Below are 21,034 nucleotides of genomic sequence, written 5' to 3'. Positions count from 1 at the left end.
ATGGAATTAGTAACTAAAGATGCACAAAGTGCATTAACTGTTTCTGAAACTACCTTCGGACGTGAGTTTAACGAAGCGTTGGTTCACCAAGTTGTTGTTGCTTATGCAGCAGGTGCTCGCCAAGGTTCTCGTGCACAAAAAACTCGTGCTGAAGTGTCTGGTTCAGGTAAAAAACCATGGCGTCAAAAAGGTACAGGTCGCGCTCGTTCAGGTGACATCAAGAGCCCAATTTGGCGTTCTGGTGGCGTGACTTTCGCGGCTAAACCACAAGATCACAGCCAAAAAGTGAACAAAAAAATGTATCGTGGTGCAATCAAGAGCATTCTTTCTGAATTAGTTCGTCAAGATCGTCTCGTTGTTGTTGAGAAGTTCGAAGTTGAAGCACCTAAGACAAAAGTTTTAGTTCAAAAATTAAAACAAATGGCACTTGATGATGTTCTTATCATCACTGCAAATGTAGATGAAAATCTATATTTAGCAGCACGTAATTTATATAAAGTAGATGTACGTGATGTTCAAGGTATCGATCCAGTTAGCTTAATTGCTTTTGATAAAGTAGTTATGACTGTGGACGCAGTGAAGCAAGTTGAGGAGATGTTAGCATGAGTCAAGAACGTTTGCTAAAAGTGCTTAAAGCACCACATATCTCTGAGAAAGCAACAAATAATACTGAGAAGTCAAACACTATCGTTTTCAAAGTTGCATTAGATGCAAACAAAGCAGAGATTGCACAAGCAGTATCTGAATTATTTGAAGTGAAAGTGGATTCTGTTCGTACTGTGGTTGTTAAAGGTAAAACTAAACGTCATGGTGCAAGAATGGGACGTCGCAGTGACTGGAAAAAAGCTTATGTAACACTTGCTGAAGGTCAAACTTTAGACCTTGCAGAAAGTGCAGAGTAATCAGAGGAGATAATCAATGGCTATCGTTAAATGTAAGCCGACCTCCGCTGGTCGTCGTCACGTTGTAAAAGTTGTCAATCCTGAATTATATAAGGGTAAACCTTATGCGCCACTTTTAGATACAAAAGCTAAAACTGGTGGTCGTAACAATTTAGGTCGTATTACTACTCGCCATATCGGTGGTGGTCATAAACAACATTACCGTTTAGTAGATTTCAAACGTAACAAGTTAGATATCCCAGCGGTTGTAGAGCGTTTAGAATATGATCCAAATCGTTCTGCGAATATTGCATTAGTATTATATAAAGACGGTGAACGTCGTTATATTTTGGCACCAAAAGGATTGTCTGTTGGAGATCAAATCCAAGCTGGTGTAAATGCACCAATCAAAGTTGGTAATTCATTACCAATGCGTAGTATTCCAGTTGGTACAACTGTACACAATGTGGAATTAAAACCAGGTAAAGGCGGTCAAATTGCACGTTCTGCGGGCGCATATGTACAAATCATTGCTCGTGAAGGAAACTATGTAACTTTACGTCTTCGTTCTGGTGAAATGCGTAAAGTGTTAGCTGAGTGCCACGCAACTGTAGGTGAAGTTGGTAACTCTGAACATATGTTACGCGTATTAGGTAAAGCTGGTGCTAGCCGTTGGAGAGGTATTCGTCCAACCGTTCGTGGTACCGCAATGAACCCAGTAGATCACCCACACGGTGGTGGTGAGGGTCGTAACTTTGGTAAACACCCTGTTACTCCATGGGGCGTTCAAACTAAAGGTAAGAAAACTCGCCATAACAAACGTACTGATAAATATATCGTACGCCGTCGTGGTAAATAATTTTAATTAAATAAAGAGGATAAGCCATGCCACGTTCTCTCAAGAAGGGTCCTTTCCTTGACCTACACTTGTTGAAGAAGGTAGAGAAAGCGGTGGAAAGCGGGGATAAAAAGCCAATTAAAACTTGGTCCCGTCGTTCAATGATCATTCCTAGTATGATCGGATTGACCATCGCAGTCCATAATGGTCGTCAGCACGTTCCTGTTTATGTTACTGATGAAATGATTGGTCATAAATTAGGTGAGTTTGCACCGACTCGTACTTACCGCGGTCATGCCGCAGATAAGAAAGCTAAGAAGTAAGGGGTAGATGATGGAAACTATTGCAAAACATCGTTTCGCACGCACCTCAGCACAAAAAGCTCGCTTAGTTGCGGATTTAATTCGCGGTAAAAAAGTAGCACAAGCATTAGAAATTCTTACTTACACTAACAAAAAAGCAGCAGCGTTAGTGAAGAAAGTGCTTGAATCAGCTATCGCTAATGCGGAGCATAATGATGGTGCAGATATCGATGATCTTAAAGTCGCGAAAATCTTCGTAGATGAAGGCCCAAGCATGAAGCGTGTTATGCCACGTGCAAAAGGTCGCGCAGATCGTATTTTAAAACGTACTAGCCACATCACTGTGGTTGTGTCAGATCGTTAATCAGTAGGAGAATAGCAATGGGTCAAAAAGTTCATCCACATGGTATTCGCCTAGGTATTGTTAAACCTTGGTCATCTACTTGGTATGCGAATACACAAGATTTCGCCGCTAACTTAGACGGCGACTTTAAAGTACGTCAATTCTTAAACAAAGAATTAGCGAATGCTTCTGTTTCACGTATCACGATTGAACGTCCAGCAAAAAGTATTCGTGTAACCATTCATACAGCTCGCCCTGGTATCGTTATCGGTAAAAAAGGTGAGGATGTTGAAAAATTACGTAACGCAGTTGCAGCTATCGCAGGTGTTCCGGCGCAAATTAACATTGCGGAAGTGAAAAAACCTGAATTAGATGCAAAATTAGTTGCAGAGAGCATTGCCTCTCAATTAGAACGTCGTGTAATGTTCCGCCGTGCAATGAAACGTGCAGTTCAAAATGCAATGCGTTTAGGTGCAAAAGGTATCAAAGTTGAAGTAAGCGGTCGTTTAGGCGGTGCAGAAATTGCTCGTTCTGAATGGTATCGTGAAGGTCGTGTACCATTGCATACTTTACGTGCGGATATCGATTACAATACTGCTGAAGCTAATACTACTTATGGCGTCATTGGCGTTAAAGTATGGATCTTCAAAGGTGAGATTCTTGGTGGAATGGCTGCAGTTATGCAATCAGAACAACAACAACCTGCGGATAAGCCTAAAAAAGCTCCGCGTAAAGGTCGTAAGTAAGGAGATTCGCTAAATGTTGCAACCAAAACGTACTAAATTCCGTAAAGTCCACAAAGGTCGTAACCGTGGTATTGCGGCAGGTACTGATGTAAGTTTCGGTACCTTCGGTTTAAAAGCAATTGGTCGTGGTCGTTTAACAGCTCGTCAAATCGAAGCGGCTCGTCGTGCGATGACTCGTGCAGTTAAACGTCAAGGTAAAATCTGGATTCGTGTATTCCCAGATAAACCAATTACTGAAAAACCATTAGAAGTCCGTATGGGTAAAGGTAAAGGTAACGTTGAGTACTGGGTAGCCTTAATCCAACCGGGTAAAGTTCTATATGAAATGGATGGTGTGTCTGAAGATATCGCAAGAGAAGCGTTTGCATTAGCAGCAGCTAAATTGCCTATTAAGACCACTTTCGTAACTAAGACGGTGATGTAATGAAAGCTCAAGAACTACGTACAAAAAGTGTTGAAGAGCTGAATGCTGAATTGGTTAACTTGTTAGGTGAGCAATTCAAGTTGCGTATGCAAGCAGCCACCGGTCAGCTTCAACAAACTCATCAGTTAAAACAAGTGCGTCGTCAAATTGCAGTTGTTAAGACTATTCTAACTGAGAAGGCGGGTGAGTAATGACTGATAAAATTCGTACAGTACAAGGTAAAGTAATTAGCGATAAGATGGATAAATCATTCACCATCGCTATTGAACGTATGGTTAAACACCCAATCTATGGTAAGTTTATCCGTCGTACAACAAAATTACATGTACATGATGAAAACAACGAAGCAAAAGTTGGTGATACTGTAGAGATTCGTGAATGTCGTCCTATCTCTAAAACAAAATCATGGACTTTAGTTCGTGTTGTTGAGAAAGCAGTAATCTAATTTATTGTTTCTTTTAGTCAAATAAAAGCCAGTAGTAGCAATACTACTGGCTTTTTACTTTTATATTTCTGATGTATTTTTCTTTTAAAATAGAGTGTGTAGTGAGATTTATTAGGTTAATAATCCTAATAATTAGAATATGGTTTGTCATACTCTTATTTTCTGTAAAATCAAGTTGCTTTTTATCTATGCGTTATGCTAGAATCCGCACCCTATCCGCCTGTAGGGTGAGATAGAGGTAAATTTGTCCCGAAAGGGTTTTTTTAATTTTAGCGGAGTACTAACATGATCCAAGAACAGACTATGCTAGACGTTGCTGATAACTCAGGCGCTCGTAGCGTAATGTGTATCAAGGTTCTAGGTGGATCGCACCGTCGTTATGCTGCTGTTGGTGATATCATCAAAGTTACTGTGAAAGAAGCAATTCCTCGCGGTAAAGTGAAAAAAGGTGATGTACTTAAAGCAGTTGTTGTGCGCACCAAGAAGGGTGTTCGTCGCCCAGACGGGTCAGTTATTCGCTTCGATGGTAATGCTTGCGTTATTTTAAATAATAATAGTGAGCAACCAATCGGTACACGTATTTTCGGACCAGTAACTCGTGAACTTCGTTCAGAGAAGTTTATGAAGATTATTTCTTTGGCTCCAGAAGTACTGTAAGGAGAAGTGAGAAATGGCTACAAAAATCCGTCAAAATGATGAAGTGATTATGATCACTGGTAGCGTTGCCAAAGGTAAAGGCAAACGTGGAAAAGTAACAAAGGTATTACCTAACGGTAAAGTAATCGTTGAAGGTTTAAATTTAATTGCTAAACATGAGAAGCCAGTTCCTGCACTAGGAAAACAAGGTGGTATCGTGCGTAAAGAAGCGCCAATTGATGTTTCTAACGTAGCAATTTTCAATCCGTCAACTAATAAAGCTGACCGAGTAGGTTTCAGATTTGAAGATGGCAAAAAAGTTCGTTTCTTCAAATCTACTGGTGAAACAATTAAGTAAAACTGGAGTAATGCGATGGCGAAACTGCATGATTACTACAGAGATCAAGTAGTAAACGAATTAAAAACAAAATTCGGCTACAAATCTGTCATGCAAGTCCCACGAATCGAGAAGATAACCCTAAACATGGGTGTGGGTGAAGCATTGACCGACAAAAAATTGCTAGATAATGCAGTAGCAGATTTAGCAGCAATCAGCGGTCAAAAACCTTTAATCACTAAAGCTCGCAAATCTGTTGCAGGCTTTAAGATTCGTCAGGGATATCCGATCGGTTGTAAAGTAACCCTACGCGGTGAGCGTATGTGGGAGTTCTTTGAACGATTAATTTCTATTGCTGTTCCACGTATTCGTGACTTCCGTGGTTTAAATGCGAAGTCTTTCGATGGTCGTGGTAACTACAGCATGGGTGTGCGTGAACAAATCATCTTCCCTGAAATCGACTATGATAAAGTGGATCGTGTACGTGGTTTAGATATTACTATCACCACTACTGCGAAAACAGATGAAGAAGGTCAAGCACTACTTGCTGCCTTTAACTTCCCATTCCGTAAATAAGGCAGGTTCTAATGGCAAAACAATCAATGAAAGCACGTGATGTAAAACGTGTTGAGTTAGCTGAAAAATACTACGCAAAACGTCAAGAATTAAAAAGAATTATTTCTGATGTTAATTCTTCTGATGAAGACCGTTGGAATGCAGTGTTAAAGTTACAAACTTTACCACGTGATTCAAGCCCAAGTCGTCAACGTAATCGTTGCCGTCAAACTGGTCGTCCACACGGTGTATTGCGTAAATTTGGTTTAAGCCGTATTAAGGTTCGTGAAGCAGCAATGCGTGGAGAAATTCCAGGCCTTAGAAAAGCGAGTTGGTAATATACCACTTTATTTTGGAATCATGGGAGTAAAGACACATGAGCATGCAAGATCCAATAGCAGATATGTTGACCCGTATTCGTAACGGTCAAGCTGCGAATAAGGTTGCGATCAACATGCCTTCATCCAAGCTAAAAGTGGCAATTGCCAACGTTCTAGCTGCTGAAGGTTATATTGAGAGCTTTAAAATTATTGAAGGTGTAAAACCTGAATTGGAAATTACTTTAAAATATTTCCAAGGAAAACCAGTTGTAGAAACTATTCAACGTGTAAGCCGTCCTGGTCTTCGTATTTATAAACGTAAAGACGAATTACCAAAAGTATTAGGTGGTTTAGGTATTGCTGTTGTTTCTACATCTAAAGGTGTTATGACTGACCGTGCTGCACGTCAAGCAGGATTGGGCGGTGAAATCATTTGTTATGTAGCTTAATAGTGAGGTAGGAAAATGTCTCGTGTCGCAAAAGCACCTGTTAATATTCCTGCCGGTGTAGAGGTAAAACTCGACGGACAGCTATTAACAGTAAAAGGTAAAACTGGCGAGTTAACTCGCAATATTCATAAAGCAGTTGAAGTTACAATTGATAACAACGCATTACATTTCGCTCCACGTTTAGAAATGGCTGGTGCGGATGCACAAGCTGGTACAGCACGTGCGTTAGTAAATGCAATGGTTATTGGTGTTACTGAAGGATTTACTAAAAAATTACAATTGGTTGGTGTTGGTTACAGAGCACAAATCAAGGGTAATGTACTTGCATTAAGTTTAGGTTATTCTCATCCAATTGAGCATACCTTACCAGCAGGTATTGTAGCGGAATGTCCTTCTCAAACTGAGATTATTTTGAAAGGCGCAGATAAGCAATTAATCGGGCAAGTTGCTGCAGATATTCGTGCTTACCGTCGCCCTGAACCTTATAAAGGTAAGGGAGTACGTTACGCTGATGAAGTGGTTCGTACTAAAGAGGCTAAGAAGAAATAAGTAGGGTAACACTATGGATAAAAAATTGGCTCGTCTTCGTCGTGCGACCCGTGCACGTCGTATGATTAAAGAGCAAGGTGCAACACGTTTGGTAGTACACCGTACTCCACGTCATATTTATGCTCAAGTTATTGCACCTAACGGTTCAGAAGTGCTTGCTACAGCTTCTACTCTTGAGAAAGCGATCCGTGAGCAAGTGAAATATACTGGAAATAAAGAAGCTGCAGCGGTAGTTGGTAAATTAGTTGCTGAACGTGCTTTAGAAAAAGGTATTAAAGAAGTTGCCTTTGATCGTTCAGGTTTTAAATATCATGGTCGTGTGCAGTCGTTAGCAGACGCTGCTCGTGAAGCTGGTCTACAGTTCTAATAGAGGTAATTTGAGATGGCAAGCATCGAAAAACAAGCTGGTGAACTGCAAGAGAAGCTAATCGCGGTAAACCGTGTATCAAAAACAGTAAAAGGTGGTCGTATTATGAGCTTTACTGCTTTAACAGTAGTAGGTGATGGTAATGGCCGTGTTGGTTTTGGTTATGGTAAAGCACGCGAAGTTCCAGCAGCGATCCAAAAAGCGATGGAAAAAGCTCGTCGCAATATGATAAACGTAGCTTTAAATGAAGGTACATTACAACATCCTATTAAAGGTAGCCATACTGGTTCTCGTGTATTTATGCAACCAGCAAGCGAAGGTACAGGTATCATCGCAGGTGGTGCAATGCGTGCAGTATTAGAAGTGGCAGGCATTCGTAACGTACTATCAAAAGCATACGGTTCAACAAACCCAATCAATGTAGTTCGTGCTACGATTGATGCGTTAGCTAATATGAAATCACCAGAAATGGTCGCAGCTAAACGTGGTAAAACAGTTGATGAAATTTTGGGGTAATTGATCATGGCAAAAACTATTAAAGTAACTCAAACTCGTAGTTCAATTGGTCGTTTACCAAAGCATAAAGCTACTTTACGTGGTTTAGGTCTTCGTCATCTTAACCACACTGTTGAGTTGGTTGATACTGCAGCAGTTAGAGGTATGATCAATCAAGTATCATACATGGTTAAAGTGGAGGAGTAATAATGCGTTTAAATACTCTATCTCCGGCTGAAGGTTCTAAACACAGCGCAAAACGTCTTGGACGTGGTATCGGCTCTGGTTTAGGTAAAACTGGTGGTCGTGGTCATAAAGGTCAAAAAGCACGTACCGGCGGTGGTGTAAGACGTGGTTTTGAAGGTGGTCAAATGCCTTTATACCGTCGTTTACCTAAGTTTGGTTTTACTTCAATGAAAGCGGCTTTAACAGCTGAGGTTCGTTTAAGTGATTTAGCAAAAGTTTCTGGTAATGAAATTACTCTAGAATCTCTAAAAGAAGCTAAAGTGATTTCTTCTGAAATTCAATTTGCAAAAATTATTCTTTCAGGTGAAGTTAAATCTGGTATCGTGGTACGTGGTTTACGCGTAACTAAAGGTGCTAAAGCAGCAATTGAAGCTGCTGGCGGTTCAATTGAGGAATAATTAACAGATGGCTAAACAACCGGGATATCAAAATAGAAGTACTCAGAGCGGTACAAGTGAATTAAAGCGCCGTTTATTATTTGTTTTAGGTGCCCTTATTGTATTCCGCATTGGATCTTTCATCCCGGTTCCTGGCATTGATTCTGCTGTACTGGCACAAGTTATTGAACAACAAAAAGGTACTATCGTAGATATGTTCAACATGTTTTCTGGTGGTGCCTTAAGTCGTGCTTCAGTATTTGCTTTAGGGATTATGCCGTATATTTCGGCATCGATCATTATTCAATTATTGACGTCTGTTTATCCTGCGTTAGCTGAACTGAAAAAAGAAGGGGAAGCTGGTAGACGTAAGATTAGCAAATATACTCGTTATTCTACATTAGCATTAGCAACGATTCAGGCAATTGGTATTTCTACAGGATTGCCTAATATGTTGCCTGGATTAGTGCCAAATCTTGGATTTGGTTTTTACTTTACCGCGGTTATCAGTTTGGTAACAGGAACTATGTTCTTAATGTGGTTAGGTGAACAAATCACAGAAAGAGGCGTAGGTAACGGTATTTCTTTGATTATCTTTGCAGGTATTGTGGCAGGGTTACCTGCTGCGATTGCTCATACAATCGAACAGGCTCGTCAAGGTCAGATGCATCTGTTAGTTCTCTTATTAATTGCTGTTGTTGTATTTGCAGTAACTTATTTTGTTGTATTTGTAGAACGTGGACAAAGAAGATTAGTTGTTAACTATGCAAAACGTCAACAAGGACGTCATATGTTAGCGGCACAAAGTTCGCATTTGCCACTTAAAGTTAATATGGCGGGGGTTATCCCAGCGATCTTTGCATCAAGTATTATCTTATTCCCAGCAACAATTACTCAATGGTTTGGTCAAGGACAAGGTCTTGATTGGTTAAATGACTTATCTATGTTATTACATCCAGGTCAACCTTTATACTTGATTCTATATGCAGTAGCGATTATATTCTTTAGCTTCTTTTATTCAGCAATGCAATATAATCCTCGAGATACAGCGGATAATTTGAAAAAATCTGGTGCATTTTTGCCAGGAATTAGACCGGGGGAACAAACATCACGTTACATTGATAAGATAATGACCCGTTTAGCATTAATTGGTGGTCTTTATGTTACCTTTGTATGTTTGGTTCCGTATATTATGACATCAGCATGGAACGTCCAATTCTATTTTGGCGGTACTTCATTACTGATTGTTGTAGTAGTAATTATGGATTTCATCGCTCAGGTTCAAAGTCATTTGATGTCAAGTCAATATGAATCGGTGTTGAAAAAAGCAAACCTTAAAGGGACAAGACAATAATATTTGTCTTTTAAGTTAAAAAGGATAAGCAATGAAAGTTCGTGCGTCCGTAAAGAAATTATGTCGTAACTGTAAGATTGTTAAACGTGAAGGCGTAGTTCGTGTGCTTTGCAGCGATCCTAAACATAAACAACGTCAAGGTTAATTGATATATTTTTCTTGAAAAGAATCGGTTGAGTAGGTATACTGCTCGACTCTTTTATGTAGTGTATTGGTATGTTGTTTGAGTATCCTGAAACGGGCTTTTCAGATCAACATACCAGATTTTTGTTAATCAAAAAAATAGGAGTGCATAGTGGCCCGTATTGCAGGCATTAACATTCCTGATCATAAACACGCTGTAATTGCTTTAACAGCAATCTATGGAATCGGTAAAACCCGTGCACAACATATTTGTGATGCAGTGGGTATTGCTGGAAGCGTTAAGATCAGCGAATTGTCTGAAGAGCAGATTGATAAACTGCGTGACGAAGTTGGTAAATTTACCGTTGAAGGTGATTTACGTCGTGAAGTAACACTAAACATTAAACGTCTTTTAGACTTAGGATGCTACCGTGGATTACGTCATCGTCGTAGCTTACCGGTACGTGGTCAACGTACTAAAACTAACGCGCGTACCCGTAAGGGCCCACGCAAACCGATCAAGAAATAATCGGGGTAAATGATAATGGCTAAAACACCAGTTCGTGCGCGTAAGCGTGTAAAAAAACAAGTTGTAGATGGCGTGGCTCATATTCATGCTTCTTTCAACAATACTATTGTTACGATCACTGATCGCCAAGGTAATGCTCTAGCATGGGCAACCGCAGGTGGTTCAGGTTTCCGTGGTTCTCGTAAATCTACTCCGTTTGCTGCACAAGTTGCTGCAGAACGTTGTGCCGAAATGGTTAAAGAATTCGGCTTAAAGAACTTGGAAGTTATGGTTAAAGGACCTGGTCCTGGTCGTGAGTCAACAATCCGTGCATTAAATGCAGCTGGATTCCGCATCACTAATATTACTGATGTGACTCCGATTCCTCATAACGGTTGTCGTCCACCGAAAAAACGTCGTGTGTAAGACGTATTAGGATAGTTGGAGAAAGAAAATGGCAAGATATTTGGGGCCTAAGCTCAAACTAAGCCGTCGTGAGGGCACAGACTTATTTTTGAAGTCAGGTGTTCGTGCGATTGAGTCAAAATGTAAAATTGATACTGCACCAGGTCAACACGGTGCACGTAAGCCACGTTTATCTGACTATGGTAGTCAATTACGTGAGAAACAAAAAGTTCGTCGTATGTACGGCATTTTAGAACGTCAATTCCGTAACTATTACAAAGAAGCTAACCGCTTGAAAGGTAACACAGGTGAAAACTTATTAGTGTTATTGGAAGGTCGTTTAGATAATGTTGTATATCGTATGGGATTTGCAGCAACACGTGCAGAAGCTCGTCAATTAGTTAGTCATAAGGCTATTGTTGTTAATGGACGTGTAGTAAACATTCCTTCTTACCAAGTTTCTGTTGATGATGTTATCGCAGTACGTGAAAAATCTAAAAAACAAGCACGTATTAAAGCATCATTAGAATTAGCAGAACAAAGAGAAAAACCAACTTGGTTAGAAGTCGATGCTGCTAAAATGGAAGGTGTTTTCAAACGTATTCCAGAACGTTCTGATTTATCAGCAGACATTAACGAACATCTGATCGTTGAGCTTTACTCTAAATAATAGAGCTTAACAGCAAAGAGAGGATAAAATGCAGGGTTCTGTTACAGAATTTTTAAAGCCACACTTAGTAGATATTGAGCAAATTAGCTCTACCCATGCTAAAGTGACCTTAGAGCCGTTAGAACGTGGCTTTGGCCATACATTGGGTAATGCTTTACGTCGTATTCTTTTGTCATCTATGCCAGGTTGTGCAGTGACAGAAGTTGAAATTGATGGCGTATTGCATGAGTACAGCAGTAAAGAAGGGGTTCAGGAAGATATTCTTGAAGTGCTTTTAAACTTAAAAGGTCTAGCGGTTAAAGTGCAGAATAAAGATGACGTATTTCTGACACTAACAAAATCTGGAATTGGCCCTGTTGTTGCCGCGGACATCACCCACGATGGTGATGTTGAGATTGTAAATCCGGATCATGTCATTTGTCATTTGACAGATGAAAATGCGTCTATTAATATGCGCATTCGTGTACAACGTGGAAGAGGATATGTTCCAGCTTCAGCTCGTGTACATGATGAAGAACGTCCTATTGGTCGTTTGTTAGTGGATGCGTGTTATAGTCCAGTTGACCGTATTGCTTATAATGTTGAAGCAGCACGTGTCGAACAACGTACTGACTTAGATAAGTTAGTTATTGAAATGGAAACTAATGGAACATTGGATCCAGAAGAAGCAATTCGTCGAGCAGCAACAATTTTAGCAGAACAGCTTGATGCATTCGTTGATTTGCGTGATGTTCGTCAACCAGAAGTCAAAGAAGAAAAACCAGAGTTTGATCCGATTTTACTTCGTCCAGTGGATGACTTAGAGTTGACAGTTCGTTCTGCTAACTGTTTGAAAGCAGAAACAATTCACTATATCGGTGATTTAGTCCAACGTACAGAAGTTGAGTTACTTAAAACACCTAATCTTGGTAAGAAATCACTTACTGAAATTAAGGATGTGCTTGCTTCTCGTGGTTTATCACTTGGTATGCGCCTTGAGAATTGGCCACCGGCAGGTATTGCCGAAGACTAGTTTGGTCATAGGTTAAAGATTTTTCTGAGAAGGATAAGGTCATGCGCCATCGTAAGAGTGGTCGTCAACTAAACCGTAATAGCAGTCATCGTCAAGCGATGTTTCGTAATATGGCAAGTTCTTTAGTTAGTCATGAGATCATCAAGACTACATTGCCTAAAGCAAAAGAATTACGTCGTGTAGTTGAGCCGTTAATTACTTTAGCTAAAGTAGATAGCGTTGCAAATCGCCGTCTAGCTTTTGCTCGTGTTCGCGACAACGCAGTTGTTGCTAAATTATTTAATGAATTAGGTCCACGTTTTGCACAACGTGCGGGTGGTTATACTCGTATTTTAAAATGTGGATTCCGTGCCGGTGATAATGCGCCAATGGCATATATTGAATTAGTAGATCGTCAAGTTACTGAAGAAGCAGTAGCTGCGGCTGAATAATTCGCTATTCATTTTTGTCTAAAAACTGCATCTAAAATAATAGATGCAGTTTTTTTATATTTAAAATATATAAATAACTTTTTGGAATAAAGTTATTGCAGTTTGCGAGAGTTTTTTATTTTTAAAGTACATAATTACTTGTTATACTCGACAAGTTTTTGATTAATTGCTGTTTTGCTGTATGAAAAGCAGGCTCTGGAGGACTCGTAAATTGAAATTTTTATCTTTTTCTAAATTATTGAAACCAATTTTATTTTCCTTTCCTATTTTATTTAGCTCATCTCTATTTGCAGAAAAACTTTATATATATAACTGGACAGAATATATTCCCACATCTTTGATTAGCCAATTTACAAAAGAAACAGGAATTGAAGTGGTCTATTCTACTTTTGAAAGTAATGAAGAAATGTATTCAAAGATGAAGCTGACTAATGGTGGTGAGTACGATCTAGTTTTTCCATCTAGTTATTATATTGGTAAAATGGCTAAGGAAGGGATGTTGGAAAAATTAAATAAAAATAAATTGAAAAATTTATCTCAGATTACGCCAGAGTTATTAGATAAGTCTTTTGATCCACATAATCAATATTCTTTACCATATGTTTATGGTTTGACGGGAATAGGAGTAAATTCGACAGAAATTGATCCTAAAAAGATTACAAGTTGGAGTGATTTGTGGAATCCAGCATATAAAGGAAAAGTGCTATTAACTGCCGATTCTCGAGAAGTATTCCATATTGCGTTATTACTTAAAGGATTTTCACCTAATACAAGAAATGCCTCAGAAATTGAGTCTGCATACCATTTGTTACAAAAACTTATCCCAAATGTTTTAGCATTTAATTCAGATTCTCCAGATGTACCATACCTTCAAGGTGAAGTTTCGTTAGGAATGATTTGGAATGGTTCTGCTTTTCGTGCTCATAAAGAAAATGAGAATATCCAATTTATTTTTCCAAAAGAAGGTGTAATTATTTGGATGGATAATTATGCTATTCCTAAGAAAGCTAAGCATAAGGATGCGGCATATAAATTCATTGATTTTATGTTACGTCCAGAAAGTGCTAAGGAAGTGATAGAAACAATGGGATTTTCGATGCCAAATGAGGGAGTAAAATCCTTACTTTCCAAAGAAGATGTTAATGATCCTACTCTTTTCCCAACACAAGAAGAACTAAGGAAAGGTATTCTTCAAGAAGATGTTGGAGATGCCATTGATATTTATGAAAAATATTGGAATAAGTTGAAAACTAATTAAGGTTTTTCAACGATTTTCTCTTAAGAAATGTATATAATTAAGAACACATTTGAGGCTCCCTCATTATGTATCAGCATAATGAGGGAGTTGTATTAATTAAATATTGTTATTCAAATAATTGAATTAAAAGAAGTTTTATAGGAATTATTATGGAAAAGTTTCGTGTTCATGGGCGAGCTTGCTTAAAAGGTACAGTTAATATTTCTGGGGCTAAGAATGCAGCATTACCGATTTTATTTGCTTCTATTCTTGCTGAAGAGCCAGTTACGTTACATAACGTCCCGCGCTTGCGTGATATTGAAACCACTTTGAAGATTTTACATAAATTGGGAATTAAAGCAGATTGGTGCGGTGAGCAAACCGTTTGTATTGATGCGAGTAATGTGACTAGTTTTGTTACTCCTTATGAACTAGTCAAAACTATGAGGGCTTCTATTTGGGCGCTTGCTCCACTGACAGCTCGTTTTAATCAAGGTCAAGTCTCTTTGCCTGGAGGTTGTTCGATTGGTGCTAGACCAGTTGACCTTCATATTTCAGGTTTAGAAAAATTAGGTGCAAAAATTATCTTAGAAGATGGTTATGTGAAATCATTTGTATCATCGCGTTTACAAGGGACACGTATTGTTATTGATAAAGTCAGTGTTGGGGCGACTATCTCAATTATGACGGCTGCAGTTCTCGCAAAAGGTACAACTATTATTGAAAATGCCGCAAGAGAACCTGAAATTGTCGATACAGCAGAGTTTCTCAATAAAATGGGGGCAAACATTCAAGGTGCTGGGACAGATACAATAACAGTTGAAGGTGTTGAACGTTTAGGTGGTTGTGAACATACAGTAATTCCAGATCGTATTGAAACAGGAACATTCCTTGTTGCGGCTGCGGTATCAGGGGGACGAGTAGAATGTCTTGGTACACGAGCGAATACTTTAGAAGTAGTGATTGAAAAATTACGTGAAGCAGGTGCACAAATTGATGTTACTGAAGATAGCATTACATTAGATATGTTTGGGCAACGGCCAAAGGCTGTCAATATTCGTACTGCACCACATCCAGGATTCCCAACTGATATGCAAGCACAATTTACGTTGTTAAATATGGTAGCGAGTGGAACAGGAATTATTACTGAGACTATTTTTGAGAATCGTTTTATGCATATTCCTGAATTGATTCGTATGGGGGGTAAGGCCGAAATTGAAGGTAATACCGCTATTTGTCATGGTGTAGATCATCTTTCTGGTGCAGAAGTGATGGCGACAGATTTACGTGCTTCAGCTAGTTTAGTCATTGCGGGATGTATTGCCCAAGGTGAAACTATTGTTGACCGTATTTATCATATTGATCGTGGTTATGAGCATATTGAAGAAAAATTGCGTGGCTTAGGAGCCCGTATTGAACGTTTTTCTGATAACGAAGCATAAGCCTTATAAATTTGTAGTTCTTTTGAAATAAAAAATCTGCACAAAATTAGTTTTAACTAACGGTAGTGCAGATTTTTTAATTTATGTTTTAGTGATTAGATTAGTTTTTTTGTTGTTTTTGATAAGCATAAGCTGCTTTAATAAATCCTTCAAATAATGGATGTCCATCACGAGGAGTTGAAGTAAATTCTGGATGGAATTGACAAGCAACAAACCAAGGATGATTTGGTACTTCGATAATTTCTACCAATTTTTTGTCTGCTGACCAACCAGTAACTTTTAAACCTGCTTTTTCAATTTGCGGTAATAGTTTATTGTTTACTTCATAACGGTGGCGATGACGCTCTTCAATGGTTTCTTTGCCATATAATTGGCGAGCTAAGCTTCCTTCCACTAAATGACATTGTTGGGCACCGAGGCGCATTGTTCCACCAAGATCTGATTTATCACTACGAACTTCAACATTTCCATCAGCATCTTGCCATTCCGTAATTAACCCAATGACAGGTTGAGGACAATTTTTATCAAATTCTGATGAACTTGCGTCTTTCATTCCTGCAACATGACGAGCATATTCAATTAAGGCAATTTGCATTCCTAGGCAAATACCTAAATAAGGAATATTATTTTCGCGTGCGTATTGTGCGGTCAGAATTTTGCCTTCAATACCACGATAACCAAAACCACCTGGAACAAGAATTGCATCTAAGCCTTTTAATAAATCAGTTCCTTTTGATTCAATATCTTGTGAATCAATATATTTAATATTCACACTTAATCTATTTTTTAAGCCACCGTGTTTAAGTGCTTCATTTACTGATTTATAGGCATCTGGTAATTCAGTATATTTTCCAACCATCCCAATGGTAACTTCACCTGTTGGATTTGCCTCTTGATATAGTACATTTTCCCATTCAGAAAGATCCGCTTCTGGGCAATCTAAATGGAAACGTTGACAAATAAAGTCATCTAAGCCTTGAGATTTTAGTAATGCTGGGATCTGATAAATGGAATTAACATCTTTTAATGAGATAACCGCTTTTTCCGGCACATTACAGAAAAGTGCAATCTTAGCACGTTCATTTGGTGGAATAATGCGATCAGAACGGCAGATTAATACATCTGGTTGAATACCGATTGATAGCAATTCCTTCACTGAATGTTGTGTTGGTTTTGTTTTCACTTCACCAGCTGTTGCAATATAAGGTACCAGTGTTAAGTGCATAAATAATGTTCTTTCTCTACCGACCTGCACGGCAAGTTGACGCAATGCTTCTAAGAATGGTAAAGACTCAATATCACCAACGGTTCCACCAACCTCGACAATAACAACATCGTGTCCCGCTGCACCTTCAATAACTTTTGCTTTAATTTCATTGGTGATATGAGGAATAACTTGAATTGTTGCGCCAAGATAATCGCCGCGACGCTCTTTACGTAATACTTCAGAATAGATTTTCCCCGTAGTAAAGTTATTACGTTTAGTCATTTTGGTACGGATAAAACGTTCATAATGTCCTAAATCGAGATCGGTTTCTGCGCCGTCTTGAGTAACAAATACCTCACCATGTTGTGTTGGGCTCATTGTGCCTGGATCGACATTGATGTAAGGATCTAGTTTCATCATGGTAACATTTAGCCCACGAGCTTCTAAAATAGCAGCAAGCGATGCCGCTGCGATACCTTTACCTAAAGAAGAAACGACACCGCCTGTGACAAAAATATAATTGGTTGCCATTGTTTATGCCTATTTAATAAAAAGTGAGTGGAAATTTAAGATTGAGAGATACCTAAGTATCAAGACGGGATGATAGTTTACAGGATTTATAAATTTAACTCAATCTAAGAATCAGAGATTGCCTTGAAAGACAATCTCTAAATTCATTACCAAGTCATTTGTTGATCCTTATTGTATAAAGAACGATAACCGAAATAGAGTGAACCAAAGACAGATAAACAAACGGCAGTACAGATCGCAATCATAATTGCAATTTGATAAAGAATCGCTGTACTTGGTAAGGTACCCGAGAGAATTTGCCCCGTCATTAAACCTGGTAACGCAACAATACCCATACCGACCATTGAGTTTAACGTTGGTAATAATGCACTTTCCAATGCTTGATTTACAAATGGCGTTAAAATACGTTGTGGTGTAGTGCCAAAATTTAACAGTGTTTCTATACGTTGGCGTTCACTGGCTAAACTTTCACGGAAGGTTTTTACGCCAAGATTTACCCCAGTCATAGCATTCCCCATAATCATGCCACTAAGTGGGATAACATATTGAGGATGAAAGAAGTTTTCTTTAACGACTACAATAATGAAAAAGGCTAATACCGCTAGTCCTGATAACGAAATTGATCCAGCTATTGCGTATTTAAAATGTCTATTCAAACTAGGATTTTTTGACAGTACACGATGTACCGCAAAAATAATCATTGCAATAAGGTAGAGTACTGTAAAAATAGGGTGTGGATTTTTAAAAATATAAGTAAGAATAAAACCAGCTAGAATTAACTGGATTGTCATACGTAGGCTAGCAACAAACAGCAATTTTGATTGGTTAATCTGGCACTTTTTCATAATAAAAAGCACGATTAATAGAAGTAAATAAACCAAGCTAAAATTAACTAATTGAATTTCAGTAATATTATTCATCGCCAATCTCCTTGTTTAATTCAATAATATGATCGGCATAACGTTGTGTGAGCGTATGATCATGACTAATGACAATTAATGTAGTGCGAGGTAAACAATATTGTTTTAAGTTGGCTAAAACTTGGTTTGCAACAGTAGGATCTAATGCGGAAGTAGGTTCATCTAACATTAAAACATTAGGTTTAAAACTTAATGCAATTGCTAAGAATACCCTTTGTTTTTCTCCACCTGATAAATTAGTAACAGGATGTTGAAGAGAGAAAGGTACTTGGCAAATATTAAGGTGTTGTTGTAAGTCGTTAATAGATGGAATATCACTTTCTCGATAATGATGATATTGTTGAAAATTTTCCAAAATTGAACCAGCAAAAAGATAGGTTTGTTGAGAGACAAGAAGAATTTCACGACGTAATGTGATTTTATCAAGTTGTTGAATATTTTGATTTTTATATAAAATCTTTCCTTCAGTAAGTGGTAGAGTACTATTAAATAAATGTAACAATGTACTTTTACCACAGCCACTTGGCCCTTGTAGAAAGGTTGCTCGACCTTCGGGGATTTCAATTTTGGGATAGCGAATTTTTTGCTGAAAGACAACATTTTCAGCACTTAAAATAACTGACATAACTTACCTTAACTGGATACTATAATTTGTAATAACAGGAGAAATTGTATATGAATTTCCAACAAATTTTGATGACCTTGCCACCTATTGATGATATTCGTCAAATTGATATTTTGAGTTTACAAGATGAGATTGTTCATACTATCCCAGCAATACCGGGAAAATTAGGTTCATTACAGGTTTATAATGCGTTAGCAAAAAAATTTGCTTGTCAGTTGAATAAAGAGAGTGCAACACAAGGATTAGAGTGGTTTGCAGAACATTGTATTGATGCAAGCCAACATCCAGGAAAACATCCTAATATTGACTTGCTATTTGCAGTAATCAAGAAAAATCAACAATTGAAATTACAGGTTTTGCATAAATAAATTGAATTTATTTCCTTAATTTTACGGTATTAATGGCGTGATCTTCCCCTTTTACTAAAATTAGGCTTGCACGTTCTCTCGTTGGTAAAATATTTTCATGTAGATTAACGCCATTAATGGTGTCCCAGATATGAGAAGCTATTTCAATAGCTTCTTGCTCGGTCAATTTTGCATAATGGTGGAAATAAGAATTGGGATCAGCAAAAGCCCCCTTTCTAAATTTAAGAAAACGTTTGATATACCAGCTTTTGAGTAATGTTTCTTCTGCATCGACAAAAATAGAAAAATCTACGAAATCAGATACAAATAAATTATGGGATTTATGGCTACGTTGTAAGACATTTAAACCCTCAATAATTAAAATATCTGGTTGATTTATTTCGGTAAATTTATTAGGGATGATGTCATAAATAAGATGGGAGTAAACAGGTGCTTTAACATGTTGTTTTCCTGATTTAATATCAGAAACAAATTGGATTAATGCATGTGTATCATATGATACAGGAAATCCTTTTTTCCCTAATAAATCTAGCTGTTTTAGTTTTTCTAATGGATATAAAAAGCCATCAGTAGTAATTAAATCCACACGTCGATTTTCTTCAGTTAATAATGCCTGCAAAATACGTGCTGTTGTGCTTTTCCCAACGGCTACACTACCTGCAATACTGATAATATAAGGAATCTTTGGTTTATCAATATCCAAAAAACGTTGGATAACGGTATGGCGTTGTAAGTTTTCTTCAATATAGTAATTTAGTAAACGAACTAAAGGGAGATAAATAGAACGAACTTCATCTAAAGAAAGTTCTTCATTAAAACTTAATAGTGGTTTTAAATCTTGTTCAGTAAGTGAGAGCGGGACAGACTTTCTTAATGCCGCCCATTGTTCACGTTCAAAAATTAAAAAAGGAGAAAAATTATTTGCAGGTTGATTGATCACAACACCCTTCTTATTTTAATGAAGTTAGAGAGATTATGGCTGTATGTTATAGAAAGCAACGTGAAAAGGCAAAAGTAATTAAATCCTATCATTTAACTCTGAATTATAGATGAAGAACGCTTATAGATAATTATCAATTATTGAGGATTAAAAAAGAAATGATATTGGTTTGAATGATTTTAATCGTTTTTATATAGGGAATAAGCCCCTATTTTCTGAGTAATTTTAGGGAGAAAAATAAAAAGAGGTGATTGGATTGTTGGGAATTTAGACGGAAACTGTAAAAAACAGACAATTTTTGCTTGAGATTTAGGCTACCGATAAAAAATCCTATTTTTTTTCAAAAAAAGTCTTGCCAGAAGAAAAAAGATCCCTATAATACGCCTCACTTGCTTAACGATGCCGACTTAGCTCAGCAGGTAGAGCAACTGACTTGTAATCAGTAGGTCACCAGTTCGATTCCGGTAGTCGGCACCATCTTCTCAAGTAAGTATTAGCATTAGCGTTGTGGAGGGATTCCCGAGCGGCCAAAGGGGGCAGACTGTAAATCTGTTGGCTCAGCCTTCGAAGGTTCGAATCCTTCTCCCTCCACCATTTTATGATGGGACAGATGAATATAGGTGCGGGCATCGTATAATGGCTATTACCTCAGCCTTCCAAGCTGATGATGCGGGTTCGATTCCCGCTGCCCGCTCCACGCTGATATAGCTCAGTTGGTAGAGCGCACCCTTGGTAAGGGTGAGGTCGGCGGTTCAAATCCGCCTATCAGCACCACCTCTATTTTTCTTTCCTTTTTTATTCAATATCCTGTAATTATCTTTGGTTAATGTGGTAGTTATACGCCATCGATAACCGTGTTTTTTTTAGGGGACTTTCCATGTCTAAAGAAAAATTTGAACGTACAAAACCGCACGTTAACGTGGGTACAATCGGTCACGTTGACCATGGTAA

At 38.2% G+C, this 21,034-nt stretch carries 33 protein-coding genes, 4 tRNA genes and 1 pseudogene; 34 read left to right on the top strand and 4 right to left on the bottom strand.

The window, feature by feature from the left end; translation table 11 throughout:
* The 28 genes from rplD to murA all read left to right on the top strand — a co-directional run bounded on the left by rplD (position 1) and on the right by murA (position 15,492).
* The gene (gene rplD, locus ACFFHT_RS08275) at positions 1-606 is read left to right on the top strand and encodes a 50S ribosomal protein L4 (RefSeq protein WP_382371006.1); all 606 of its coding nucleotides are present in this window, start codon (positions 1-3) and stop codon (positions 604-606) included.
* Complete coding sequence (gene rplW / locus ACFFHT_RS08270; RefSeq protein ID WP_382371008.1) at positions 603-902, top strand: 50S ribosomal protein L23; 300 nt, start codon at positions 603-605, stop codon at positions 900-902. The genes rplD and rplW overlap by 4 nt, the downstream gene beginning before the upstream one ends.
* A gap of 16 nt (positions 903-918) precedes the next feature.
* The gene (gene rplB / locus ACFFHT_RS08265) at positions 919-1,740 is read left to right on the top strand and encodes a 50S ribosomal protein L2 (RefSeq protein WP_382375219.1); all 822 of its coding nucleotides are present in this window, start codon (positions 919-921) and stop codon (positions 1,738-1,740) included.
* Between the two features lie 26 nt (positions 1,741-1,766).
* The gene (gene rpsS / locus ACFFHT_RS08260) at positions 1,767-2,042 is read left to right on the top strand and encodes a 30S ribosomal protein S19 (RefSeq protein WP_013745959.1); all 276 of its coding nucleotides are present in this window, start codon (positions 1,767-1,769) and stop codon (positions 2,040-2,042) included.
* Positions 2,043-2,052: 10 nt separating this feature from the next.
* Entirely contained in the window at positions 2,053-2,385 is a 333-nt protein-coding gene (gene rplV, locus ACFFHT_RS08255) for a 50S ribosomal protein L22 (RefSeq protein ID WP_013745958.1), read from the top strand.
* Positions 2,386-2,402: 17 nt separating this feature from the next.
* A complete protein-coding gene (gene rpsC / locus ACFFHT_RS08250; RefSeq protein ID WP_382375217.1) occupies positions 2,403-3,110 on the top strand; it encodes a 30S ribosomal protein S3 in 708 nt (235 codons plus the stop codon).
* A 13-nt stretch (positions 3,111-3,123) separates the two neighbouring features.
* Positions 3,124-3,534: a 50S ribosomal protein L16 gene (gene rplP, locus ACFFHT_RS08245; RefSeq protein WP_382375215.1), complete on the top strand. Its 411-nt coding sequence runs from the start codon at positions 3,124-3,126 to the stop codon at positions 3,532-3,534.
* Positions 3,534-3,725, top strand: a complete 192-nt coding sequence (gene rpmC, locus ACFFHT_RS08240) for a 50S ribosomal protein L29 (protein WP_013745955.1) — start codon at positions 3,534-3,536, stop codon at positions 3,723-3,725. Before rplP ends, rpmC begins: the two co-directional genes overlap by 1 nt.
* Positions 3,725-3,979, top strand: a complete 255-nt coding sequence (gene rpsQ / locus ACFFHT_RS08235) for a 30S ribosomal protein S17 (protein WP_382371015.1) — start codon at positions 3,725-3,727, stop codon at positions 3,977-3,979. Before rpmC ends, rpsQ begins: the two co-directional genes overlap by 1 nt.
* Before the next feature lie 285 nt (positions 3,980-4,264).
* Positions 4,265-4,636 carry a 50S ribosomal protein L14 gene (gene rplN, locus ACFFHT_RS08230; RefSeq protein ID WP_013745953.1) on the top strand — a complete coding sequence of 124 codons (372 nt, stop codon included), beginning with the start codon at positions 4,265-4,267 and terminating at the stop codon, positions 4,634-4,636.
* Between the two features lie 13 nt (positions 4,637-4,649).
* Positions 4,650-4,973, top strand: coding sequence for a 50S ribosomal protein L24 (gene rplX, locus ACFFHT_RS08225; protein WP_382375213.1), 324 nt, complete (start codon positions 4,650-4,652; stop codon positions 4,971-4,973).
* Between the two features lie 15 nt (positions 4,974-4,988).
* Entirely contained in the window at positions 4,989-5,528 is a 540-nt protein-coding gene (gene rplE / locus ACFFHT_RS08220) for a 50S ribosomal protein L5 (protein WP_382375211.1), read from the top strand.
* An 11-nt stretch (positions 5,529-5,539) separates the two neighbouring features.
* Positions 5,540-5,845: a 30S ribosomal protein S14 gene (gene rpsN, locus ACFFHT_RS08215; RefSeq protein ID WP_382375209.1), complete on the top strand. Its 306-nt coding sequence runs from the start codon at positions 5,540-5,542 to the stop codon at positions 5,843-5,845.
* 38 nt (positions 5,846-5,883) lie between these two features.
* Positions 5,884-6,276, top strand: a complete 393-nt coding sequence (gene rpsH, locus ACFFHT_RS08210; protein ID WP_382375207.1) for a 30S ribosomal protein S8 — start codon at positions 5,884-5,886, stop codon at positions 6,274-6,276.
* Between the two features lie 15 nt (positions 6,277-6,291).
* Positions 6,292-6,825, top strand: a complete 534-nt coding sequence (gene rplF / locus ACFFHT_RS08205) for a 50S ribosomal protein L6 (RefSeq protein ID WP_382375205.1) — start codon at positions 6,292-6,294, stop codon at positions 6,823-6,825.
* 13 nt (positions 6,826-6,838) lie between these two features.
* Entirely contained in the window at positions 6,839-7,192 is a 354-nt protein-coding gene (gene rplR, locus ACFFHT_RS08200; protein WP_382375203.1) for a 50S ribosomal protein L18, read from the top strand.
* A gap of 15 nt (positions 7,193-7,207) precedes the next feature.
* The gene (gene rpsE / locus ACFFHT_RS08195) at positions 7,208-7,708 is read left to right on the top strand and encodes a 30S ribosomal protein S5 (protein WP_382375202.1); all 501 of its coding nucleotides are present in this window, start codon (positions 7,208-7,210) and stop codon (positions 7,706-7,708) included.
* Between the two features lie 6 nt (positions 7,709-7,714).
* Entirely contained in the window at positions 7,715-7,894 is a 180-nt protein-coding gene (gene rpmD, locus ACFFHT_RS08190; protein ID WP_013745945.1) for a 50S ribosomal protein L30, read from the top strand.
* A 2-nt stretch (positions 7,895-7,896) separates the two neighbouring features.
* Positions 7,897-8,331, top strand: a complete 435-nt coding sequence (gene rplO, locus ACFFHT_RS08185) for a 50S ribosomal protein L15 (RefSeq protein WP_382375200.1) — start codon at positions 7,897-7,899, stop codon at positions 8,329-8,331.
* A gap of 7 nt (positions 8,332-8,338) precedes the next feature.
* Complete coding sequence (secY, locus tag ACFFHT_RS08180; RefSeq protein WP_066108056.1) at positions 8,339-9,664, top strand: preprotein translocase subunit SecY; 1,326 nt, start codon at positions 8,339-8,341, stop codon at positions 9,662-9,664.
* 31 nt (positions 9,665-9,695) lie between these two features.
* A complete protein-coding gene (gene rpmJ / locus ACFFHT_RS08175) occupies positions 9,696-9,809 on the top strand; it encodes a 50S ribosomal protein L36 (protein WP_005548767.1) in 114 nt (37 codons plus the stop codon).
* Between the two features lie 150 nt (positions 9,810-9,959).
* The gene (gene rpsM, locus ACFFHT_RS08170) at positions 9,960-10,316 is read left to right on the top strand and encodes a 30S ribosomal protein S13 (RefSeq protein ID WP_013745942.1); all 357 of its coding nucleotides are present in this window, start codon (positions 9,960-9,962) and stop codon (positions 10,314-10,316) included.
* 15 nt (positions 10,317-10,331) lie between these two features.
* Positions 10,332-10,721 carry a 30S ribosomal protein S11 gene (rpsK, locus tag ACFFHT_RS08165; protein WP_012072238.1) on the top strand — a complete coding sequence of 130 codons (390 nt, stop codon included), beginning with the start codon at positions 10,332-10,334 and terminating at the stop codon, positions 10,719-10,721.
* A 28-nt stretch (positions 10,722-10,749) separates the two neighbouring features.
* Positions 10,750-11,370, top strand: a complete 621-nt coding sequence (rpsD, locus tag ACFFHT_RS08160) for a 30S ribosomal protein S4 (protein ID WP_065234043.1) — start codon at positions 10,750-10,752, stop codon at positions 11,368-11,370.
* A 28-nt stretch (positions 11,371-11,398) separates the two neighbouring features.
* Positions 11,399-12,382 carry a DNA-directed RNA polymerase subunit alpha gene (locus ACFFHT_RS08155; RefSeq protein ID WP_065234044.1) on the top strand — a complete coding sequence of 328 codons (984 nt, stop codon included), beginning with the start codon at positions 11,399-11,401 and terminating at the stop codon, positions 12,380-12,382.
* 41 nt (positions 12,383-12,423) lie between these two features.
* The gene (rplQ, locus tag ACFFHT_RS08150; protein WP_382375196.1) at positions 12,424-12,813 is read left to right on the top strand and encodes a 50S ribosomal protein L17; all 390 of its coding nucleotides are present in this window, start codon (positions 12,424-12,426) and stop codon (positions 12,811-12,813) included.
* Positions 12,814-12,994: 181 nt separating this feature from the next.
* A complete protein-coding gene (locus ACFFHT_RS08145; RefSeq protein WP_382375194.1) occupies positions 12,995-14,071 on the top strand; it encodes an extracellular solute-binding protein in 1,077 nt (358 codons plus the stop codon).
* 149 nt (positions 14,072-14,220) lie between these two features.
* Positions 14,221-15,492: a UDP-N-acetylglucosamine 1-carboxyvinyltransferase gene (gene murA, locus ACFFHT_RS08140; protein WP_382375192.1), complete on the top strand. Its 1,272-nt coding sequence runs from the start codon at positions 14,221-14,223 to the stop codon at positions 15,490-15,492.
* 100 nt (positions 15,493-15,592) lie between these two features.
* On the opposite strand, the gene pyrG is transcribed toward murA, so the two are convergent.
* The 3 genes from pyrG to ACFFHT_RS08125 all read right to left on the bottom strand — a co-directional run bounded on the left by pyrG (position 15,593) and on the right by ACFFHT_RS08125 (position 18,775).
* Positions 15,593-17,230: a glutamine hydrolyzing CTP synthase gene (gene pyrG, locus ACFFHT_RS08135; RefSeq protein WP_382375190.1), complete on the bottom strand. Its 1,638-nt coding sequence runs from the start codon at positions 17,228-17,230 to the stop codon at positions 15,593-15,595.
* A gap of 146 nt (positions 17,231-17,376) precedes the next feature.
* The gene (locus ACFFHT_RS08130; protein WP_382375188.1) at positions 17,377-18,150 is read right to left on the bottom strand and encodes an ABC transporter permease; all 774 of its coding nucleotides are present in this window, start codon (positions 18,148-18,150) and stop codon (positions 17,377-17,379) included.
* Positions 18,143-18,775 (bottom strand): ABC transporter ATP-binding protein, encoded by a 633-nt coding sequence (locus ACFFHT_RS08125; protein ID WP_382375186.1) that lies wholly within the window; start codon positions 18,773-18,775, stop codon positions 18,143-18,145. The genes ACFFHT_RS08130 and ACFFHT_RS08125 overlap by 8 nt, the downstream gene beginning before the upstream one ends.
* 50 nt (positions 18,776-18,825) lie before the next feature.
* On the opposite strand from ACFFHT_RS08125, the gene ACFFHT_RS08120 reads away from it, so the two are divergent.
* Positions 18,826-19,143 (top strand): DUF2322 family protein, encoded by a 318-nt coding sequence (locus tag ACFFHT_RS08120; protein ID WP_382375184.1) that lies wholly within the window; start codon positions 18,826-18,828, stop codon positions 19,141-19,143.
* A gap of 7 nt (positions 19,144-19,150) precedes the next feature.
* Here ACFFHT_RS08120 and coaA read toward each other — a convergent pair whose 3' ends face one another.
* Positions 19,151-20,083: a type I pantothenate kinase gene (coaA, locus tag ACFFHT_RS08115; protein WP_382375182.1), complete on the bottom strand. Its 933-nt coding sequence runs from the start codon at positions 20,081-20,083 to the stop codon at positions 19,151-19,153.
* Between the two features lie 401 nt (positions 20,084-20,484).
* Here coaA and ACFFHT_RS08110 point away from each other — a divergent pair.
* The 5 genes and pseudogenes from ACFFHT_RS08110 to ACFFHT_RS08090 form a co-directional block, all read left to right on the top strand.
* Positions 20,485-20,560, top strand: a tRNA-Thr gene (locus ACFFHT_RS08110).
* A 32-nt stretch (positions 20,561-20,592) separates the two neighbouring features.
* Positions 20,593-20,677: transfer RNA gene (locus tag ACFFHT_RS08105), tRNA-Tyr, on the top strand.
* 28 nt (positions 20,678-20,705) lie between these two features.
* Positions 20,706-20,780, top strand: a tRNA-Gly gene (locus ACFFHT_RS08100).
* Position 20,781: 1 nt separating this feature from the next.
* Positions 20,782-20,857 (top strand) — tRNA-Thr (locus ACFFHT_RS08095).
* Between the two features lie 103 nt (positions 20,858-20,960).
* Positions 20,961-21,034: pseudogene (locus tag ACFFHT_RS08090) on the top strand (GTP-binding protein); the annotation flags it as partial.

The sequence above is a fragment of the Gallibacterium melopsittaci genome (genome assembly GCF_042433085.1).
In the GTDB taxonomy this organism is placed as follows: Bacteria; Pseudomonadota; Gammaproteobacteria; order Enterobacterales; family Pasteurellaceae; genus Gallibacterium; species Gallibacterium melopsittaci.
Note: the sequence above shows the minus strand (reverse complement) of the source record. Positions and strands in the feature narration are given on the sequence as shown.

Coding starts and splice junctions, on each gene's coding strand:
- rplD (WP_382371006.1), top strand. CDS start 1: ATGGAATTAGTAACTAAAGATGCACAAAGTGCATTAACTGTTTCTGAA.
- rplW (WP_382371008.1), top strand. CDS start 603: ATGAGTCAAGAACGTTTGCTAAAAGTGCTTAAAGCACCACATATCTCT.
- rplB (WP_382375219.1), top strand. CDS start 919: ATGGCTATCGTTAAATGTAAGCCGACCTCCGCTGGTCGTCGTCACGTT.
- rpsS (WP_013745959.1), top strand. CDS start 1,767: ATGCCACGTTCTCTCAAGAAGGGTCCTTTCCTTGACCTACACTTGTTG.
- rplV (WP_013745958.1), top strand. CDS start 2,053: ATGGAAACTATTGCAAAACATCGTTTCGCACGCACCTCAGCACAAAAA.
- rpsC (WP_382375217.1), top strand. CDS start 2,403: ATGGGTCAAAAAGTTCATCCACATGGTATTCGCCTAGGTATTGTTAAA.
- rplP (WP_382375215.1), top strand. CDS start 3,124: ATGTTGCAACCAAAACGTACTAAATTCCGTAAAGTCCACAAAGGTCGT.
- rpmC (WP_013745955.1), top strand. CDS start 3,534: ATGAAAGCTCAAGAACTACGTACAAAAAGTGTTGAAGAGCTGAATGCT.
- rpsQ (WP_382371015.1), top strand. CDS start 3,725: ATGACTGATAAAATTCGTACAGTACAAGGTAAAGTAATTAGCGATAAG.
- rplN (WP_013745953.1), top strand. CDS start 4,265: ATGATCCAAGAACAGACTATGCTAGACGTTGCTGATAACTCAGGCGCT.
- rplX (WP_382375213.1), top strand. CDS start 4,650: ATGGCTACAAAAATCCGTCAAAATGATGAAGTGATTATGATCACTGGT.
- rplE (WP_382375211.1), top strand. CDS start 4,989: ATGGCGAAACTGCATGATTACTACAGAGATCAAGTAGTAAACGAATTA.
- rpsN (WP_382375209.1), top strand. CDS start 5,540: ATGGCAAAACAATCAATGAAAGCACGTGATGTAAAACGTGTTGAGTTA.
- rpsH (WP_382375207.1), top strand. CDS start 5,884: ATGAGCATGCAAGATCCAATAGCAGATATGTTGACCCGTATTCGTAAC.
- rplF (WP_382375205.1), top strand. CDS start 6,292: ATGTCTCGTGTCGCAAAAGCACCTGTTAATATTCCTGCCGGTGTAGAG.
- rplR (WP_382375203.1), top strand. CDS start 6,839: ATGGATAAAAAATTGGCTCGTCTTCGTCGTGCGACCCGTGCACGTCGT.
- rpsE (WP_382375202.1), top strand. CDS start 7,208: ATGGCAAGCATCGAAAAACAAGCTGGTGAACTGCAAGAGAAGCTAATC.
- rpmD (WP_013745945.1), top strand. CDS start 7,715: ATGGCAAAAACTATTAAAGTAACTCAAACTCGTAGTTCAATTGGTCGT.
- rplO (WP_382375200.1), top strand. CDS start 7,897: ATGCGTTTAAATACTCTATCTCCGGCTGAAGGTTCTAAACACAGCGCA.
- secY (WP_066108056.1), top strand. CDS start 8,339: ATGGCTAAACAACCGGGATATCAAAATAGAAGTACTCAGAGCGGTACA.
- rpmJ (WP_005548767.1), top strand. CDS start 9,696: ATGAAAGTTCGTGCGTCCGTAAAGAAATTATGTCGTAACTGTAAGATT.
- rpsK (WP_012072238.1), top strand. CDS start 10,332: ATGGCTAAAACACCAGTTCGTGCGCGTAAGCGTGTAAAAAAACAAGTT.
- rpsD (WP_065234043.1), top strand. CDS start 10,750: ATGGCAAGATATTTGGGGCCTAAGCTCAAACTAAGCCGTCGTGAGGGC.
- ACFFHT_RS08155 (WP_065234044.1), top strand. CDS start 11,399: ATGCAGGGTTCTGTTACAGAATTTTTAAAGCCACACTTAGTAGATATT.
- rplQ (WP_382375196.1), top strand. CDS start 12,424: ATGCGCCATCGTAAGAGTGGTCGTCAACTAAACCGTAATAGCAGTCAT.
- ACFFHT_RS08145 (WP_382375194.1), top strand. CDS start 12,995: ATGAAAAGCAGGCTCTGGAGGACTCGTAAATTGAAATTTTTATCTTTT.
- murA (WP_382375192.1), top strand. CDS start 14,221: ATGGAAAAGTTTCGTGTTCATGGGCGAGCTTGCTTAAAAGGTACAGTT.
- pyrG (WP_382375190.1), bottom strand. CDS start 17,230: ATGGCAACCAATTATATTTTTGTCACAGGCGGTGTCGTTTCTTCTTTA.
- ACFFHT_RS08130 (WP_382375188.1), bottom strand. CDS start 18,150: ATGAATAATATTACTGAAATTCAATTAGTTAATTTTAGCTTGGTTTAT.
- ACFFHT_RS08125 (WP_382375186.1), bottom strand. CDS start 18,775: ATGTCAGTTATTTTAAGTGCTGAAAATGTTGTCTTTCAGCAAAAAATT.
- ACFFHT_RS08120 (WP_382375184.1), top strand. CDS start 18,826: ATGAATTTCCAACAAATTTTGATGACCTTGCCACCTATTGATGATATT.